Source organism: Chitinophaga eiseniae (assembly GCF_900167135.1).
GTDB classification, from domain to species: Bacteria; Bacteroidota; Bacteroidia; order Chitinophagales; family Chitinophagaceae; genus Chitinophaga; species Chitinophaga eiseniae.
In genome coordinates this window covers 783,529-802,275 of the sequence record NZ_FUWZ01000001.1, presented here as the reverse complement: position 1 = coordinate 802,275, position 18,747 = coordinate 783,529, and the positions used below count along the sequence as shown (strand labels likewise).

General features: G+C 52.8%; 16 protein-coding genes. 12 read left to right on the top strand and 4 right to left on the bottom strand.

What is annotated here, in order from left to right; genetic code table 11:
- Positions 1–19: 19 nt before the first annotated feature.
- From B5D63_RS03370 to hemH, 4 genes are all read right to left on the bottom strand, one after another.
- Entirely contained in the window at positions 20–331 is a 312-nt protein-coding gene (locus B5D63_RS03370) for an NAD(P) transhydrogenase subunit alpha part 2 (protein WP_078667344.1), read from the bottom strand.
- 43 nt (positions 332–374) lie between these two features.
- The gene (locus B5D63_RS03365) at positions 375–1,511 is read right to left on the bottom strand and encodes a Re/Si-specific NAD(P)(+) transhydrogenase subunit alpha (protein ID WP_078667343.1); all 1,137 of its coding nucleotides are present in this window, start codon (positions 1,509–1,511) and stop codon (positions 375–377) included.
- Positions 1,512–1,572: 61 nt separating this feature from the next.
- Entirely contained in the window at positions 1,573–2,922 is a 1,350-nt protein-coding gene (gene hemG / locus B5D63_RS03360; protein ID WP_078667342.1) for a protoporphyrinogen oxidase, read from the bottom strand.
- Positions 2,923–2,932: 10 nt separating this feature from the next.
- Positions 2,933–3,976 carry a ferrochelatase gene (hemH, locus tag B5D63_RS03355; RefSeq protein ID WP_078667341.1) on the bottom strand — a complete coding sequence of 348 codons (1,044 nt, stop codon included), beginning with the start codon at positions 3,974–3,976 and terminating at the stop codon, positions 2,933–2,935.
- 299 nt (positions 3,977–4,275) lie between these two features.
- Between hemH and hemA the strand changes: the two genes are divergently transcribed.
- The 12 genes from hemA to B5D63_RS03295 all read left to right on the top strand — a co-directional run bounded on the left by hemA (position 4,276) and on the right by B5D63_RS03295 (position 18,477).
- Positions 4,276–5,529, top strand: coding sequence for a glutamyl-tRNA reductase (gene hemA, locus B5D63_RS03350; RefSeq protein ID WP_078667340.1), 1,254 nt, complete (start codon positions 4,276–4,278; stop codon positions 5,527–5,529).
- A gap of 5 nt (positions 5,530–5,534) precedes the next feature.
- Entirely contained in the window at positions 5,535–6,455 is a 921-nt protein-coding gene (gene hemC, locus B5D63_RS03345; protein WP_078667339.1) for a hydroxymethylbilane synthase, read from the top strand.
- Entirely contained in the window at positions 6,445–7,188 is a 744-nt protein-coding gene (locus tag B5D63_RS03340; RefSeq protein WP_078667338.1) for a uroporphyrinogen-III synthase, read from the top strand. The genes hemC and B5D63_RS03340 overlap by 11 nt, the downstream gene beginning before the upstream one ends.
- Entirely contained in the window at positions 7,185–8,213 is a 1,029-nt protein-coding gene (gene hemE, locus B5D63_RS03335) for a uroporphyrinogen decarboxylase (RefSeq protein ID WP_078667337.1), read from the top strand. Before B5D63_RS03340 ends, hemE begins: the two co-directional genes overlap by 4 nt.
- Before the next feature lie 6 nt (positions 8,214–8,219).
- Positions 8,220–9,134, top strand: coding sequence for an oxygen-dependent coproporphyrinogen oxidase (gene hemF, locus B5D63_RS03330; protein WP_078667336.1), 915 nt, complete (start codon positions 8,220–8,222; stop codon positions 9,132–9,134).
- Positions 9,135–9,290: 156 nt separating this feature from the next.
- On the top strand, positions 9,291–9,662 hold the full coding sequence (locus B5D63_RS03325) for a four helix bundle protein (protein ID WP_078667335.1): 372 nt from the start codon (positions 9,291–9,293) through the stop codon (positions 9,660–9,662).
- Positions 9,663–9,699: 37 nt separating this feature from the next.
- Positions 9,700–10,674 carry a porphobilinogen synthase gene (gene hemB / locus B5D63_RS03320; protein WP_262488128.1) on the top strand — a complete coding sequence of 325 codons (975 nt, stop codon included), beginning with the start codon at positions 9,700–9,702 and terminating at the stop codon, positions 10,672–10,674.
- Positions 10,675–10,733: 59 nt separating this feature from the next.
- Positions 10,734–12,029 carry a glutamate-1-semialdehyde 2,1-aminomutase gene (gene hemL / locus B5D63_RS03315; RefSeq protein WP_078667334.1) on the top strand — a complete coding sequence of 432 codons (1,296 nt, stop codon included), beginning with the start codon at positions 10,734–10,736 and terminating at the stop codon, positions 12,027–12,029.
- Between the two features lie 141 nt (positions 12,030–12,170).
- The gene (locus B5D63_RS03310; protein ID WP_143312749.1) at positions 12,171–12,599 is read left to right on the top strand and encodes a hypothetical protein; all 429 of its coding nucleotides are present in this window, start codon (positions 12,171–12,173) and stop codon (positions 12,597–12,599) included.
- Between the two features lie 146 nt (positions 12,600–12,745).
- A complete protein-coding gene (locus B5D63_RS03305; RefSeq protein ID WP_078667332.1) occupies positions 12,746–13,864 on the top strand; it encodes an efflux RND transporter periplasmic adaptor subunit in 1,119 nt (372 codons plus the stop codon).
- A 34-nt stretch (positions 13,865–13,898) separates the two neighbouring features.
- On the top strand, positions 13,899–17,039 hold the full coding sequence (locus B5D63_RS03300) for an efflux RND transporter permease subunit (protein WP_078667331.1): 3,141 nt from the start codon (positions 13,899–13,901) through the stop codon (positions 17,037–17,039).
- Positions 17,032–18,477 (top strand): TolC family protein, encoded by a 1,446-nt coding sequence (locus B5D63_RS03295; RefSeq protein ID WP_078667330.1) that lies wholly within the window; start codon positions 17,032–17,034, stop codon positions 18,475–18,477. The genes B5D63_RS03300 and B5D63_RS03295 overlap by 8 nt, the downstream gene beginning before the upstream one ends.
- The last annotated feature ends 270 nt before the right edge of the window (positions 18,478–18,747 follow it).

The following is an 18,747-nucleotide window of genomic DNA, read 5'->3' as shown; positions in this document are numbered from 1 at the left end:
AACATTGCGCTTTAAACCGTTATTTCTTTTTCTTTTTGAACATCTCCAGCATACGGTCTGTTACCACGAAACCGCCCACCACATTGACCGTACCCAGAATAACCGCCAGGAAGCCGAGGACCAGCGCCAGATAATTGTCCTGCTCCGCCTGCCCCATCACGATGATCGCACCGATGATCACCACGCCGTGAATAGCGTTGGCGCCGCTCATCAGCGGCGTGTGCAACACAGACGGTACCCGTGAAATCACTTCCACGCCGAGGAAAACGGAGAGGATCACGATATAGATCAGCTCTATATGTTGTTGAATAAAAGATAGAATATGTTCCATGCTTGCGGTATTTGATTAGCCGGTACGGTCCCGCTATCAGCGATCAGATGCTGGCAGCCGGTTTCGCGCTTTTCAGGCGCTCGTGAACGATCTCGCCATTGTGGGTAATGCAGGCGCCCTTCACAATGTCATCCTCAAAATTCAGCTGCAGGTTTCCCTCTTTGGTCAATATAAGTTTCAGGAAATTGAAAACGTTTTTAGCGTATAGTTTGCTGGCGTCCGCCGGCATGGAGGCGGCGAGGTTGGAATTACCGATGATGGTAACACCCTGGTAAAGCACGGTTTCATTGTTCCGGGTAAGGGCGGTGTTACCACCGGTGGCGGCGGCCATATCTATGATCACAGCACCGCTGCGCATCTGGTCCAGCATGGGTTGGGTGACCAGCACGGGTGCTTTTTTGCCCGGTATTTGAGCGGTGGTGATAACAATATCTGCTTTGGCGATGCTTTCGGCGATTTTAGCCTGTTGTTTTTGCTGATAATCAGCGCTTTGCTCTACGGCATAACCGCCGGCGGAGGAGGCGTCTGCGGCGCCGTCCACTTCCACGAAGCGGGCGCCAAGGCTCATCACCTCTTCTTTTACGGCAGGGCGGGTGTCAAATACCTCCACAACAGCGCCCAGTCTCCTGGCGGTGGCGATGGCCTGCAAGCCCGCCACACCGGCGCCCAGTATCAGCACTTTGGCCGGGGCGATACTGCCCGCAGCTGTCATGAACATGGGGAAATAACGGGAATAGGTATACGCAGCCAGAAGTACCGCCTTATAACCGGCGATATTGGCCTGGGAGCTAAGCACGTCCATCACCTGCGCACGGGTGGTGCGGGGAATGGCGTCGAGGCTGAGCGCCGTAATCTGCTGTGCAGCCCAGTACTCCACCTCTTCCGGACGGAACAACGGCTGCAGCACGCCCAGGATCACCTTCCCGGCGGGTATCTGCGCTGCCAGCTCCCGCGGAGGCGGCTGCAACGTAAAAATGATATCGGATTGGGAAAGGATTTCGGCGGCCGTTTTTATCTGCGCCCCCGCCTGCATATAGGCGTCATCGTTATAGAAAGCCTGAGCGCCGGCACCCTGCTCCACCCACACGGTTACCGACATCTGCTGCAGCTGTTTCACGATTTCAGGCGTGAGGGACACCCGGGTTTCACCGTTTTTTTCTTTTAAAATTCCTGCAATCATCTGGTGGAAATTTATAATGGAATTTAAAGAAAAAACGGCAACTAAGAAACAAAATCGCTGATTAATTTTTCTTCAGCTTATCTGCCAGCGACACGGCATGCTGTATCAGCGCAGGTAAGGCCACGCCCTGTACAAAATTACTTTTGAGCAATATGCCGGGATAGTTGTGCTCCATGGCGGCAACGGCAGCACGCAACTTTGCATGTCCGGTATTCAGTTGCGGGATAGCCTGTTGTATAAAACTAAAATGCTGCATCACAGGGCCTGCTGTCAGCCCCAGCAGCGAACGGATCTCTTTCACCACCGTTTCCTGTAATTGTGCGGCGCCCAGCTCATCGAAATAGTGCTCCTGCCGGGAACCGCCGGTAAAGACAGTCAGCAGCAGCTTCCCGTCGGGCGCTTTATGCGGGAAGATGGCCGAATTGCAGATGGCGCCGAGGAAATGCAGTTTCTCAGCATGGGGCACCAGGAAACCAAAGCCTTCCAGCGGCTGCGGCAGCGCACTGGCCTCAAAGCCCAGGTGCAGCACGCCCATGCGCGGGTAATACACCTGTTGCAACAACGCAGCCAGCCCTTCGTCCAGCGCCGCCAGCTGCCGTGCAGCAGTATAGGCCGGCGTGGTCAGAATAATACGATCGGCTTCCAGTATGGATGCTCCGCCCTGCCCGTCACAGACTACCTGGTAACCGCCATCCGGCGCTATCTCAATTTTTTTCACGGTCGTCTGAAAACATACCGGTGTTTGCAAACGCTCCTGCAAACGCCGCGTGAGCGTTTGATTACCGCCCGCGAGACTGATGATCTTGCGCCCCGCCATTACGCCCTTTTCTTTCATGAGCCCCTTGGTGACGCTACCGTATTCCCTTTCCCAGCGCGGCAATGCGGGCAACACCTCGGCAATGCTCATCAGGTCGGGATTACCGGCATAAATGCCGGACAATATCGGATCGAATAGATAATCGGCAATCTCTTTGTTGAACCGCCGCTCCACGAAATGGGTCACCGTCTCTTCTCCCTGTACCGGCGCGGGTTTGCGGAACCGCTCGGTAAACAGGCGCCATTTGCTGCCACGGCTGATATAATCAGATCCCATGATTTTGAACGGATGAGGCGATACGGCGTGCAACCGGTTGTTTCTCACCAGGAAACGGTTTTTGCTTACAGCAGCGGCAGGCAGTATCTCCTGCTCCAGGCCGATTTCGTGGAGAAAAGCCATCGTTTCCGGCGTAGTGGCGATGGTATTCGGACCAGCGTCCAGCTCAAAACCTTCCTTGTTGAATGAATGTATCATACCGCCGCTGTGACCGGCCGCTTCCAGCACCAGGTAGGGCACTTCTCTTTTTTGCAGCTCGTAGGCGATGCTCAGACCGGAAATACCGGCCCCGATGATCAAAACGGGTTTCTGTGGCATATGAACAGGATTATACGGTTTCCGCTTGCATGATCTGGTTACAGTATTTGACGATAGCGTTTACCCACATCGGATGCACGTTCAGACAAGGTATCATGGTAAAACTATCGCCACCGTTGCTCATAAATGAATGTTTCCCTTCCACTGCAATCTCTTCCAGTGTTTCCAGGCAGTCAGACACAAACGCCGGACATACCACCAGCAGGTTTTTCTTCCCCTCTTTCGGCAATGTCTCCAACAAACCGGCAGTATAAGGCTTCAACCATTCCTCCCGGCCCAGGCGCGACTGGAAAGAGATCCCCCATTTTTCCCGGGGCAGTCCCAGTTTAGCCGCTACCAGCTCCGCTGTAATCGTCACCTGATGCCGGTAACAGAATTCATGGGCCGCCGACTTCACATGGCAGCAGTCCGTTACCTTCATGCAATGATGGCCGGTAACATCTCCTTTACGGATATGCCGTTCCGGCACCCCGTGGTAACTGAACAGCACATAGTCGTGGCGCTGTTGCAGGAAGGGCCGCATGCTCTCTGCGATGGCGTCAATATAGGCAGGCTCATCATAGAAAGGCGGTATGACGGAGAGTTTGAATTTATATTTTTTCTTTTTGTAGATTTCTTTCGCATACTCCGCCGCTGTTTCATAAGAGGACATGGCGTAATGCGGATACAAAGGCAGCAGGATCACCTCCCTGAGCTGCGGGTTCTTTTTCAGCAGATTGTCAAATGCCACTTCCGGATGCGGATTGCCATAACGCATGGCTATCTCCACAGGAACATCCATATCATGCTGCACGGCCGCCTGTAATTGTTTGGTCAGCACGATCAGCGGAGAGCCGTCTTCCCACCAGATGGAGGAATAAGCTTCGGCCGATTTCTCCGCACGGCGGGGAACAATGATCCCTTCTATGAGTATTTTACGGAACAGCCATGGATAATCGATCACACGCTTGTCCATCAGAAACTCCAGCAGATAACGTTTTACATCGGGAACTGCCGTACTGTCGGGCGAACCCAGATTCATCAGAATAATGCCAACTTCAGATTTAGATACCATGGTGCTTAATAAATTGCTGCAAAAGTAAATAACAAATCCACACAAAATGCTTTTTCAGGAAGGGGCTGCAAAGCCCGGCCACCGGCCCGAATGTCATGTGTTTGTAATGAATCCAATGGTATTTTTCGTATATTCGTGTTACCATCCGCCTTATGACGCCGGACAGGCAAAAAACTGATAAAAATCATTTTTTCGTCGTACAGAACACCAGTAGGAGAAATGACACACTAATGACAGCCTAATCCCTTTTGTTTGCGGCGTATGCAAGTATTTTTGCAGCCGGAAGCTTATTCAAAAACATGCAGGTCAGTCACTCAAAAGAAATAGCAAATTTTCATATCGTTGGCATCAACTATAAGAAAACCGACGCTGCTATCAGGGGATTATACGCCATTAATCCGGCCCAATACCAACAACTCCTGGAGCATGCCAGGACTGTGCAATTAGATGATCTCTTTGTACTCTCCACTTGTAACAGAACAGAAGTATACGGGTTCGCCAATTCTGCCGGCGACCTGCTGGACCTGTTGTCCCGCGAGACGCACGGCGACCGTGCACAGCTGGAAGAACTGGCCTATGTCAAATCCGGCGAAGAAGCCATCCGCCACCTGTACCAGGTAGGCACCGGCCTCGATTCACAGATCCTCGGTGATTATGAAATCATCGGCCAGATACGCAACGCTGCCAAATTCGCCAAGGCACAACAATGCCTCGGCAGCTTCCTCGAAAGACTGGTCAACAGCGTATTACAGGTTTCCAAACTGATCAAGACAGAAACCGGCCTTAGCAAAGGCACCGTGTCAGTGGCTTTCGCCACCGTACGCCTGCTGGAACGCCAATGCCCGGATATCCGCCATAAAAAAATCGTGCTCGTAGGCGTCGGCAAAATAGGCCGCAACACCTGCAAGAACATGATTGAATACCTGGGCGTGAAAGAGATCACCCTCATCAACCGCACCCTCCAGGTGGCCGCCGATTTTGCCGGCCAGCACGGACTGCGTTACGCACCCTACGAAAACATGGTCCCTGAAATGCAGGCCGCCGATGTGGTGCTCGTAGCCTCCAATGCCCCCGAACCTACGGTACTGGCATCCCACTTCTATCAGTCCTCCCCTAAACTGATCGTCGACCTCTCCATCCCGTTCAACGTGGAATCAGCTGTTGGCGACCTGGAACATGTGTCCCTGATCAACGTCGATGAACTGTCCAAAGTACAGGACGAAACCCTGCAAAACAGGCTGGGTGAAGTGCCCAAAGCCCTCGCCATCATCGAGGAGTATATGGCCGAATTCCTCTACTGGTACAAAATGCGCAAACATGCCGTTGTGCTCAAAGCAGTAAAAGACAAATTACAGGAGATCCACACCCGCGAAATACAACAACAGAAAAACGGCTCCGGCTATAAAGTGGAAGACATGGAACAAGTGTCTTCCCGTATCATACAGAAAATGATCAATCTCATGGCAGGCAAGGTCCGCAAGGAAACCGACAAAAGCGACCTGTATATCGCCATGATCAATGATATTTTCGAAGCAGGCGTCAAGCAGGACTAATCATCATGGACAAAATTATCAGGATAGGCACACGAGAAAGCCAGCTGGCCTTATGGCAGGCACACCAGGTTAATGATCTGCTCAATGCACAGGGCTACAAAACAACCCTCGTGCCCATCAAAAGCGAAGGCGACATCGACCTCGTTACACCACTGTACGAAATCGGCGTGCAGGGCATCTTCACCAAAAGCCTCGACCTGGCGCTGCTCAACAATCGCATCGACATCGCCGTTCACTCTTTCAAAGACGTGCCCACCCAGCTGCCCCAACAGATTGTACAGGCAGCCGTGTTAAAACGCGGACCGGTAAAAGACCTGCTGGTATATAAAAACGATACCGCTTTCCTCGATCAGCCGGGCTATGTGGCTAATATCGCCACCAGCAGCGTACGCCGCAAGGCACAGTGGCTGCGGAAATATCCGCAACACCTGCTGCACAACCTGCGCGGCAACGTCAACACCCGCCTGCAGAAACTGGCAGCGGAAAACTGGGACGGCGCCATCTTCGCTGTGGCCGGACTGGAAAGGATCAACGTACGCCCGTCCAATGCCATAGACCTGGACTGGATGCTGCCCGCTCCCGCACAGGGCGCCGTAGTGGCCGTATGCCGCGAAGACGACACCTTCTGCCGCGAAGCCTGTGCCGCCTTTAACCATGCGGAAACAGCCCTCGCCACTGCTATCGAACGCGAATTCCTGCGTACACTGATGGGCGGATGCACCACCCCTATCAGCGCTTACGCTCATATAGATAATAATACCATACACTTCAGCGGAGAACTCTGCAGCCTCGACGGCTCCCGGTTCTTCTCCATCAGCCGCGAAGTGCCCGCTACAGCCGCACAACACCTCGGCCAGGCCGCCGCGGAGGAAATTATGGCACAGGGCGGCGCTGAAGTAGTAGCTGAAATCAGAAATGCCAGATAATGCCAAATACCGCATACTGTGTACCAGGCCCCTGCCTGGAAACCTGATCGCCGAAGCCGGCGATCACGGTATTGCCGTGGAAGTACAGGACTTTATCCAGATAAAACCTTTGGCCAACAACGATCTGCTGGGAGAAGAAAATATGACCCGCATATTCAGCGACAACACGATACCGATCGTTTTTACCAGCGCACATGCGGCCAATATCTTTCTGAGATATTATCTTCATAATGATACGTTTTATGTCATCAGCAATCCTGTTTGCTGCATAAACGGCAATACCAAACAACTTTTACAGCAGGAACTGCCGGAGAATCCCATCCTCGCGGAAGCCTCCTATGGCAAAGACCTGGCAGCCGCCATCATCGCGCTGGGCAATATCCGCGAAGTACATTTTTTCTGCGGCAACCAACGCCGCGATGAACTGCCGCAAGGCCTACGGAATGCAGGTATTACAGTCAACGAATACGTGATCTACGAAAATATTCCCACACCCACCGTGGTGGCCGATGAATACGACGGGATCATGTTCTTCAGTCCCAGTGCGGTAAAAAGCTATTTTTCCGCCAACAGGCTGCCGCTGAAGACCGTATGTTTTGCCATCGGCCGCACCACCGCCACCCTCCTGAGGGAATACACCGATAACAAGATCATCATGGCCCCCGTCACCGATGCGGAGTCCATGGTGACAACAGCTATATTTTACTTTAACAACATTAATTGCTACGAATGAGCGCATTGAAGAATGATTTATTGCTGAAGGCCCTTAGAGGCGAAACTGTTTCCCGCACGCCCGTATGGATGATGCGTCAGGCAGGCCGCTATTTACCGGATTACATCAAACTGCGTGATAAATATAGCTTCTTTGAACGCTGCGAAAATCCTGAACTGGCCACTGAAATCACCGTGATGCCGGTAGACCAGGTAGGGGTGGATGCCGCCATCATTTTCTCCGATATCCTCGTGGTGCCGCAGGCGATGGGCATGGAAGTACAGCTGGTGGAAAAAATAGGCCCCCTGCTGCCACAGCCGGTAAAAGGCGCGCACGATCTTCAACGTTTATGCGTTCCCGATGTGCACGAAAGATTGCATTATGTGTTCGATGCCCTGAAGCTCACCAAACAGACCCTCGCCGGCCGCGTACCGCTGATCGGCTTCGCTGGTGCGCCATGGACATTACTCTGCTATATGGTACAGGGCAAAGGCTCCAAAACTTTCGATGAAGCCAAAGCCTTCTGTTACCAGCAACCTGCCGTAGCCCATCAGCTGCTGCAGATGATCACCGATACCACCATCGCTTACCTGAAAGCACAGGTGGCCGCCGGTGCAGATACCGTACAGGTATTCGACTCCTGGGGTGGCCTGCTCAGCCCGGTGGACTTTGAAACCTTCTCCCTGCAATACATCCGCCAGATCGTAACAGCGATGAAAGACGTTTGCCCGACCATCGTTTTTGCCAAAGGCGCCTGGTTTGCGCTGGAAGACATGGCCGCCACCGGCGCCCACGGCCTCGGTATCGACTGGTGCATTAAACCGGAGCTGGCCCGCCAGTTTGCCGGCAGCAACATCACCCTGCAGGGCAACTTCGATCCGGCCAAACTGCTGGCGCCCATCCCTGAAATTGAGAAATCAGTGAAGGAAATGCTGAAAGGCTTTGGCCGTCAGCGCTATATCGCCAACCTCGGCCACGGCATCCTGCCCAACGTACCGGTAGACCATGCCAAAGCATTTGTTGAAACTGTTAAAGCACACGGCTAAACCATCATGAGCATCAAAAACGAATTCATCACCTTTATTCGGGACCTGCAGGATGAAATATGCAGCGCCTTCGAAAAAACAGATGGCAAAGCCACCTTCCGGGAAGACCACTGGGAACGTCCCGGCGGCGGCGGCGGCCGCTCCCGCGTGATCGCCGACGGCAACGTGTTTGAAAAAGGCGGCGTCAGCACCTCCGTGGTACATGGCGACCTGCCGGAAGTAATGGCGCAACAGTTTGGCGTAAACAACAGCAAATTCATGGCCTGCGGCATCTCCCTGGTGATCCATCCGCTCAACCCGTTCGTGCCCACGGTACATGCCAATTTCCGCTATTTCGAACTGTATGACCAGGACGGACAGCTGAAAGACAGCTGGTTTGGCGGCGGCGCCGATCTTACGCCGTATTATCTCGATGAAAAAGACGGCCACCATTTCCACCGCACGTTTAAAGAGGCCTGCGACCCCTTCGGCACAGACCTCTACCCGAAATACAAAAAACATTGCGATGAATATTTCGTGAATAAACACCGCAATAACGAAGCCCGCGGCATCGGCGGTATCTTCTACGATTACCTCCGCCCCCATGCGGAAAAAACCGCAGAAGAACTTTTCGCTTTCTCCAAAGCCAACGGTAACGCTTTCCTGAAGGCCTACCTGCCCATCGTGGAGAAAACAAAAGACCTCCCCTATACCGAAGCCCACAGAAGCTGGCAGGCGTATAGACGTGGCCGTTATGTGGAATTCAATCTTATTCACGACCGCGGCACTTTGTTCGGGTTAAAAACCAATGGCCGTACAGAATCCATCCTGATGAGCCTTCCGCCGGTAGCCCGCTGGGAATATGACTTCCATCCGGAACCCGGAAGCGCCGAAGCGCAGCTCACCGAATGGCTGAAGCCGCGCGACTGGATTAATATTTAGAGATTTGGGGATTTGGGGATTTTTTGATTTTGGGATTTGGGGATTTGGGGATTTTGGGGATATATGAGGTAGGAGATCAAATAAATATAAAATGGGTTATTGCGGATTTTTGGTAAATTAACTAACCGTTGATTTGTTAACCAACCCTCAATATCCATGGATAAGTTCACTTTACAGGAAAGAACCCAAAAGTTTCATATTGCTGTTATTCAATTATGTGAGACTTTACCTAAAAATGCCGCTGCATATGAAATCGCCAAACAGTTAATCAGATCAGCCGGTAGTGTTGGTGCTAATTACAGAGCTGCCTGCCGCGCCAAATCCAGACCCGATTTTATATATAAAATAAAAGTAGTGCTGGAAGAAGCTGATGAATCGTTATACTGGCTGGAAATTCTGATAGCTACGCGGATTGTTGCTTCTGCGATGGCCAACACACTGATAAAAGAAGCGAAAGAACTAGTGTTGATATTTAATGCAACAGCCAAAACAGCTAAGGATAACTTAAGCAAATCAAAAAATCCGTAAATCAAAAAATTCGAAAATAAAAAAATTCGAAAATAAAATGATGATAAGAAGAAACCGTATCCTACGCACCTCCCCTGCCATTCGTGCAATGGTAGCAGAAACAATATTGCGGCCGAGCGATTTCATCGCCCCCCTGTTTGTAACTGAAGGAGAAAATGTGCAGGAAGAGATCAGCTCGATGCCCGGCTATTTCCGGTATTCACTGGACCTCACCATCCGGGAGGCCAAAGAATTATGGAGCCTCGGCATTAAAAGTGTATTGCTTTTTGTGAAAGCGCCCGACAGCGTTAAAGATAACAAAGGTACCGAAGCGGTGAACCCGGACGGGCTGATGCAGCGCGCCATCCGCGGCATCAAAAATGCTGTTCCGGAAATGGTAGTGATGACAGACGTGGCGCTGGACCCCTACTCCAGCTACGGCCACGATGGTATCGTGGAAGGCACCGAAATCGTGAACGACCCTACCGTGGAAGTACTGGCCCGTATGAGCCTCAGCCACGCACAGGCCGGCGCTGATTTCGTGGCGCCCAGCGACATGATGGACGGCCGCATCCTCGCGATCCGTAATATCCTTGAACAAAACGGCTTCGACAAAACAGGCATCATGGCCTACAGTGCCAAATATGCTTCCTGCTTCTACGGTCCCTTCCGTGATGCGCTGGACTCCGCTCCCGGCTTCGGCGACAAAAAGACCTATCAGATGGACTACGCCAATTCCCGCGAAGCGATCAAGGAAACACTGATGGACATCGAGGAAGGCGCCGATATCGTGATGGTAAAGCCCGCCATGGCCTACCTCGATATTATGCGCATCCTCAAAGACCGTACAACCGTTCCCGTTAGCGCCTACCATGTCAGCGGCGAATATGCCATGATCAAGGCCGCCGCGCAAAACGGCTGGCTCGACGAGAACAAGGCCATCCTGGAAAGCATGACCAGCATCAAACGCGCCGGCGCCGACCTGATCGCCACCTATTTCGCGAAAGATGCCGTAAGACTGCTGAATGCCTAATTCAGTATCTTGCAGGAGATCTATCTGTATAAAATATTTAAATAAAATAATTTCCTTTCATGTACAGCTACAGCAAAAGTGAAATGTTATTCGGGAAAGCCAAAGAGGTCATCCCTGGCGGCGTAAACTCCCCCGTACGTGCATTCAAAAGCGTAGGTGGCGTACCGGTATTCATGCAGCGCGCGCAAGGCGCTTTTATGTATGATGTGGACGGCAACAGCTATATTGATTACATCAATTCCTGGGGCCCCATGATCCTCGGCCACGCCTACGAACCGGTGGTAAAAGCCATCCAGGAATATGCCGCCTTCTCCACTTCCTTTGGCGCGCCTACAGAACTGGAAATAAAAATCGCGGAGCTCATTGTCAGCATGGTTCCCAATATTGACATGGTGCGTATGGTGAACTCCGGTACCGAAGCCTGTATGACCGCCATCCGGCTGGCCCGTGGCTATACCGGCCGCAACAAATTCATCAAGTTTGAAGGTTGTTACCATGGCCATGCAGACGCATTCCTGGTAAGCGCCGGCAGCGGCGTGGCCACGCTCGGCATACAGTCCGTTCCCGGGGTAACAGCCACCGTGGCAGACGATACACTGACCGCACCCTATAATAACCTCCCGGCCGTGGAACAGCTGATCGCAGACCATCCGGAACAGATCGCCGCCATCATCGTAGAACCAGTGGCCGGTAATATGGGTTGTATCCTGCCCCAGCCGGGATTCCTCGAAGGGCTGCGCCAGCTCTGCGATGCCAACGGCATCCTGCTCATTTTTGACGAAGTGATGACTGGCTTCCGTCTCGCCCGCGGCGGCGCACAGGAACTGTTCGGCATCCGCGCCGACCTGGTGACCTTCGGTAAAATTATCGGCGCCGGGATGCCCGTAGGTGCGGTGGCAGGGCCCAAAACGATTATGGAGCACCTGGCACCCGCCGGGAAAGTATACCAGGCAGGCACCCTGAGCGGCAACCCAATCGCCATGATCGCCGGTTATACCCTGCTGCAAACGCTGAATGATAACCCCGTTATCTACCAGCAGCTGCAGGAAAAAGCCGATTACCTGGTGAAAGGCCTCCGCGAAGCCTTTGGCGCCTCCGGCAGCGTGTACCAGATCAATAACCTGGGCTCCATGCTGAGCGTACACTTTACCGAATATCCGATTATTGACTTCACCAGCGCCTCCGCTGCCAATAACGAACTATTCCGCCGTTTCTTCCATGCCATGCTGGAACGTGGCGTATATCTGCCGCCATCTGCCTTCGAAAGCTGGTTTATGTGCAATGCGCTGACCACAGAAGAGCTTGATGCCACCATCCAGGCTGCCAAAGCCGCGATGCAGGCCATCAAACAATAGTTTAACATATAATTATAATCTTGCTCAATGAAAAAGGGTTGGCGCTCGCCAACCCTTTTTCATACCATTTTAAAAAAAGGTAACATACCGATTATCAAATACCAAATAAGCAAATCAAAAAATAAATTAATTTTGTGCTCTGTGAGCATATCGTCACACATACGAAAACGTTGGATGTTTGTTTGTCTGTTGTTAATAGCACAGCTAACAGCAAGCGTGCTGCCCTCGCTGGCTGCGCACAAACACCTGTTGTTTGAACAGATCCACCGGCAGGCGGCGCTCGAAGATTATCTTGAACACCTGGCCTCCAAACTGCCGCCGCACATCGAAGCCGATGACGCCGCAGATGACCGGGAATGCATCCATGCAACCAAACACCGCCGTAAAACGCGGTACTACCTCAGCGCTTCCTCCCAACAATTCAGTATAGCCACCCGTGTGGGTTATATGGATGACAGCGGTTCGTCCCAATACTGCCTCATCAAAGAAAACCTGCCAGGCGAATATGCCCGGCAGAAGGCTTTTTTACCTGCCTACTACAGTTTTCTCTTCCGGTTTACGCCATTCTGAGTACACGCTCCCTTTCGTTTTTTATTGATTTCTTTTTTACTTTTTTAGGGAGATGATAACCATTGCCGCTTTTTGACGCGGAATGTGCCTTCCTATGTGTTAGAACTAAACTTCCGGCATTCACCGGAACCAATATTGTTATATCTATGCGTCAAAATACAGGGATTTACGCATCACTGCTCGCGTTATTCGTGGCAGGTTGCGTCACCAAAGGAGAAAGTACCGGAAATGAGGACCTGAAATCATTACCTGTTACCAGTCTTGTGATAAAGGACACCATGCTGCATCGTACATATGTTACCGATATACAAGCCGTTCAGAATGTGGAAATACGTGCCCGTGTGAGTGGTTTTCTGGATAAAATTTATGTGGATGAAGGACAGGAAGTAAAAAAAGGGCAGCTGTTGTTTGGCATCAACGATGCGGAATACAGCGCCGAGCTTACCAAAGCCAAAGCCGTCCTCAGTAGTATGGTAGCGGAAGCGAAATCAGCATCGCTTGAGCTGGAACGCGTGAAAATGCTGGTAGAGAAAAAAGTGATCGCCGCCTCTGAACTGGAAGTGGCCAAGGCCCGCCTTGCCGCAGCAGAGGCTAAAATCGACGAAGCCCGTTCCGCCGAAAGCAACGCTTCCATGCGCCTTTCCTATACCAGTATCCGCGCGCCTTTCGACGGCGTTATTGACCGTTTACCGCTGAAAAAAGGAAGCCTCATCAGCGAAGGCGCCCTGCTGACCACCGTGTCAGACACCCGTGAAGTGTACGCCTACTTCAACGTTTCCGAAACTGAATATCTCCAATACAGCAAAGCCATCGCCAAAGGCGACAACAGCTACAACCAGGTACATCTCGTACTCGCTGACGGCAGCGATTATCCGAACGTCGGCAAAATTGAAACCATGGAAAGCGAATTCGAGGAAACCACCGGCTCCATCGCCTTCAGGGCCCGCTTCTCCAACCCCGCCAAGCTCCTGAAACATGGCGCCAGCGGCAAAGTGCGGCTCACCTCGGAAATCGACAGCGCTATCATCATCCCGCAGAAAGCGGTGTTTGAAATGCAGGACAAAAACTATGTCTTCGTTGTAGACACTTCCAACAAGGTAACGATGCGGAATTTCGTTCCGCAGGCCCGGTTCTCTCATTTCTACATCGTGAAATCCGGCCTTAAAGCCGGCGACCGCATCGTATGCGAAGGTGTGCGCAACATCCGCGACGGCGTACAGATCGCCCCCCGCACGGTGCCGATGGACAGTCTGCTGAGAATATAAATCACCCTGCTTATTAGCTGTAAAAGAGAGATCAATGTTTGAAATATTTATTAAAAGACCGGTGTTATCACTGGTCATATCGCTTATTATCACCCTGATAGGCCTGCTGGCGCTTTTCACGCTGCCGGTCACCCAGTTCCCGGATATCGTACCGCCCTCTGTGACCGTGACGGCCAAATATACCGGCGCTAATGCCGAAGTAGCCGCCAAAGCGGTGTCTACACCACTGGAACGCGCGATCAACGGGGTCCCTGGCATGACGTACATGTCGTCCGTATCCAGTAACGACGGCATCACCGTTATCCAGGTATTCTTCCAGGTAGGTATAGACCCCGACCAGGCCGCCGTAAACGTACAAAACAGGGTGGCCACCATTATCGACGAGTTGCCCGAAGAGGTGATCAAAGCCGGTGTTACCACAGAGAAAGAAGTGAACAGTATGCTGCTGTATCTCAACGTGATGAGTGAAGACACCTCACTGGATGAACAGTTCATCTACAACTTCGCTGATATCAACGTATTGCAGGAACTGAAACGTATTGACGGGGTAGGCCGCGCCGAAATCATGGGCGCCAAGGAATACGCTATGCGCGTGTGGCTCAAGCCAGACCGCATGCTGGCCTACAACGTGTCTTCCGATGAAGTGATCGACGCTATCCGCAAACAGAACATCGAAGCCGCTCCCGGTAAAACCGGCGAAAGCTCCGATAAAAATCCACTGTTGCTGCAATATGTGCTCCGTTATACCGGCAAGTTCTTTGAACCGGAACAATACAGGCAGATCGTACTGAGAGCCGGCGCCGACGGATCGGTACTCCATCTCAAAGACGTTGCAGAAGTGGAATTCGGCTCCCTCACCTACAGCATGGTGTCCAAAACAGACGGCAAACCCTCTGCCTCCATCATGCTCAAACAGCGGCCCGGCTCCAACGCCCGCGAGGTGATCACCAATGTGAAGCAAAAGATGGAAGAGATGAAAAACACCTCTTTCCCTCCGGGCATGACCTACAACTTCAATTATGACGTGTCCCGCTTCCTCGACGCCTCCATCCATGAGGTGGTACGCACCCTCTTTGAAGCGTTCCTGCTCGTATTCGTGGTGGTGTTCATCTTCCTGCAGGACTTCCGATCTACCCTCATCCCCGCACTGGCGGTGCCCGTGGCCCTTATCGGTACGCTGGCCTTCATGCAGATGATGGGCTTCTCCATCAACCTGCTCACCCTCTTCGCGCTGGTACTGGCCATCGGTATCGTGGTAGACAACGCCATTGTGGTAGTGGAGGCCGTGCACGTAAAAATGAGTGAAGACCACCTCCCGCCCATGGAAGCCACCATCGCCGCCATGAGAGAAATCAGCGGCGCACTCGTGGCCATCACGCTGGTAATGTCTGCCGTGTTTATCCCGGTAGCATTCCTCTCCGGCCCCGTGGGTGTGTTCTACCGGCAGTTCTCCCTCACCCTCGCCATCTCCATCGTGATATCCGGTATCAACGCGGTAACGTTAACGCCTGCACTCTGCGCTATCATGCTCAAAGACACGCACGGCAAACCACGTAAAAAGAACCTGCTGCAGCGTTTCTTCAACGGGTTCAACAAAGGCTATACCGCTACCGAAAATAAATACGCCAAACTGGTGAGCTTCATCGCCGGCCGCAAAATCATCACCCTGATAGCCCTCGTAGGCTTCTTTGTGGCCACCTGGGGGGCCAGCGCCATCCTGCCTTCCGGCTTCATCCCCACAGAAGACCAGGGCATGATCTACGTGAACGTGACGGCCCCTCCGGGCGCTACCGTAGAACGCACAGAAGATGTGCTGGACCAGATACAGGCCATCGCCGCCCAGCTGGACGATGTGGAATCCGTGTCCACCCTCGCCGGTTACAGCCTTGTAAACGAAGTGGCAGGGGCCTCTTACGGCATGGGCATGGTGAACCTTAAACCATGGGACCAGCGTAAAGCCACCGTGAGCGATATCATCACCAAACTGCAAAAGCTGTCCGCCGGCATTGCAGATGCCAGCATCGAGTTCTTCCCGCCGCCTACCGTGCCCGGTTTCGGTAACGCCAGCGGCTTCGAACTGCGCCTGCTGGACCGCAGCGGCAGCGGCGACCTCCGGCAGACGGCACAAATTACCAACAAGTTCATCGACGCGCTGAAGAAACGCCCTGAAATAGGCGCCGCCTTCACCAGCTTCGACGCCGAATTCCCGCAATACCTTATCCATGTGGACCAGGGCATGGCCGCCAAAAAAGGCGTCAGCATTGAAAATGCCATGAAAAACCTGCAAACGCTGATGGGTAGCTACTACGCCTCCAACTTCATCCGCTTCGGGCAGATGTATAAAGTAATGGTACAGGCCGATCCTGCCTACAGGACCAAGCCGGAAGACCTGCTCAAACTGCATGTTAAAAACGACAGGGGCGAGATGGTGTCCTACGCGGACTTCGTGAAACTGGAACGCGTATACGGACCGGAGCAGCTCACCCGCTACAACATGTACACCGCCGCCATGATCAACGGTGACGCAGCCCCCGGCTACAGCAGCAGCCAGGCGATTGAAGCCGTACAGGAAGTAGCCGCAAAGGAACTGCCCAGAGGCTTCAGCTACGAATGGAGCGGCATGACCCGTGAACAGATCCTTTCCGGTAACCAGGCCATCTACATCTTCGCCATCGTACTGGTGTTCGTATACCTGTTGCTGGCCGCGCAGTATGAGAGCTTCCTGCTGCCGCTGCCGGTACTGTTGTCACTCCCTGCAGGTATCTTCGGGGCTTTCATCTCCCTGAAACTGGTGGGACTGGAAAACAACATTTATGCACAGGTAGCGCTGGTCATGCTGGTGGGGCTGCTCGGTAAAAACGCCATCCTCATCGTAGAATTCGCCATCCTGCGTAATAAACATGGCGCTTCCGTGCTCGAAGCCGCCAAAGAAGGCGCGGTGTCCAGGCTGAGGCCCATCCTGATGACATCCTTTGCCTTCATCGCCGGTCTGATCCCGTTGTGTATCGCTTCAGGTGCGGGCGCTATGGGTAACAGGTCCATTGGTACCGCTGCTGCCGGCGGCATGTTGATAGGCACCCTCTTCGGTGTGATCATCATCCCCGGCCTCTATGTGCTGTTTGCCTCTATGATTCCGAAAAAGAATGTTGAACTGAAAGCTTACACCAATGAATAAACGAATATATCAATACGCGCTGGGCGCCTGTCTGCTGACGGGCGTCGGCGCCTGCACCACCCAGAAAGAACTACAGCTGCCGGACCGCAAGGTAACACCCGTTACCACCGCACCGGATGCTGATACCATAACACTGGCCAGCTTCGACCGCATCTTCCAGGACCAGCACCTGAAGAACCTGATCGACAGCGCGCTGTTGAACAACTACGACCTGCTGGCCGCCACCCGCCGTATCTCCGCTGCACAGGCCAACCTGATGATGGCGCGGAATGCATGGCTGCCCGCTGTAAACCTGTCGGTAACCGCCGGGGCAGACCGCTTCGCCGACTATACCATGACCGGCGTGGGTAACTTTGATACCAACAAATCGCCCAACATCAACGACGATCAGCGGGTAGGAACAGATCCGACACCAGAGTACTTCGTGGGTATCAGAAGTTCCTGGGAAATTGATCTCTGGGGTAAACTGAAGCAACAGCGGCACGCCACTATGGCCCGCTTCCTGGCTACCAGCGAAGCCCGGCGCCTGCTTACCACACAGGTGGTGGCAGGTATTACCAGCCTCTATTACGAGTTGCTGGCCATGGACAACGAACTGGCCATCATCCACCGCAACATTAAACTACAGGAGACAGCTGTCGCCACGGTACATATACAGAAAGATGCCGGCCGCGCCACCGAACTGGCCGTGCAGCAGTTCACCGCCCAGCTGCTGAGCACCCAGGCCCTGGAATACGGCGTAAAACAGGAAATAGCTTCGATCGAAAACCAACTCAACGCCCTGATGGGCAGGCTGCCGCAGCATATTGAGCGCAGTCCCGTGTCCGACGTGGTAGACAGCACCTATCAGCCACCGGTGATCCCTTCCGGCATCCCGGCCAACCTGTTGCTGAACCGGCCCGATATCCAGCGGGCGGAGCTGGAACTGAGCGCCACCAAAGCCGACGTAAAAGCCGCAAGGGCCGCTTTCTTTCCCGGCCTTACTATTTCACCGTACGCGGGCTTCAATGCTTTCAAAGCCGGCCTGCTGTTTAAATCCCCCGCGTCTATCGCATGGGGCGCACTGGGCAGCATCACCGCCCCCATCTTCAACAAAAAACAGTTGAAAGCACAATACAACATCTCTACCGCTAACGCCTACACGGCATTTTATGAATACCAGCAGACTATTGTGAACGGTTACCAGGAAGTGGCCACCGCACTGAATAAAGTGGAAAACCAGCAACAGGCGTTTTCCCTCAAATCCAAAGAAGTGCTGGTATTACAACAGGCCGTATCCACCGCCAATATTCTGTTCACCACCGGCTATGCCAATTACCTGGAGGTGATCACCGCGCAGAAAAGCGTGCTGGAAGCAGAGCTGGCGCTGGTAAATACCCGCAAAGGCATGTACCAGGGACTGGTATCCCTGTACAGATCACTTGGCGGAACACCATGATGAACATGGATGTACATGATTGGTGCTGATTCGACTGGTTCAGCGGAGATAAATGAGGAGATCAATACGGAGATAAATGCGATTGCTTGATACATGAAGATTAGAATGGCAAGAGGCGTATGGATGAATGTGATGAATAAAACCTTTCTTTTTTGGAAGATGAAGTGATATTGATTTGACCCGAAAAGGTTTTACAAAGCAACGGCAGCCCGGTTGGGCTGCCGTTTTTTATGTTGGAATGGGCGTACCTGGTGCGAATTTACGGTACGA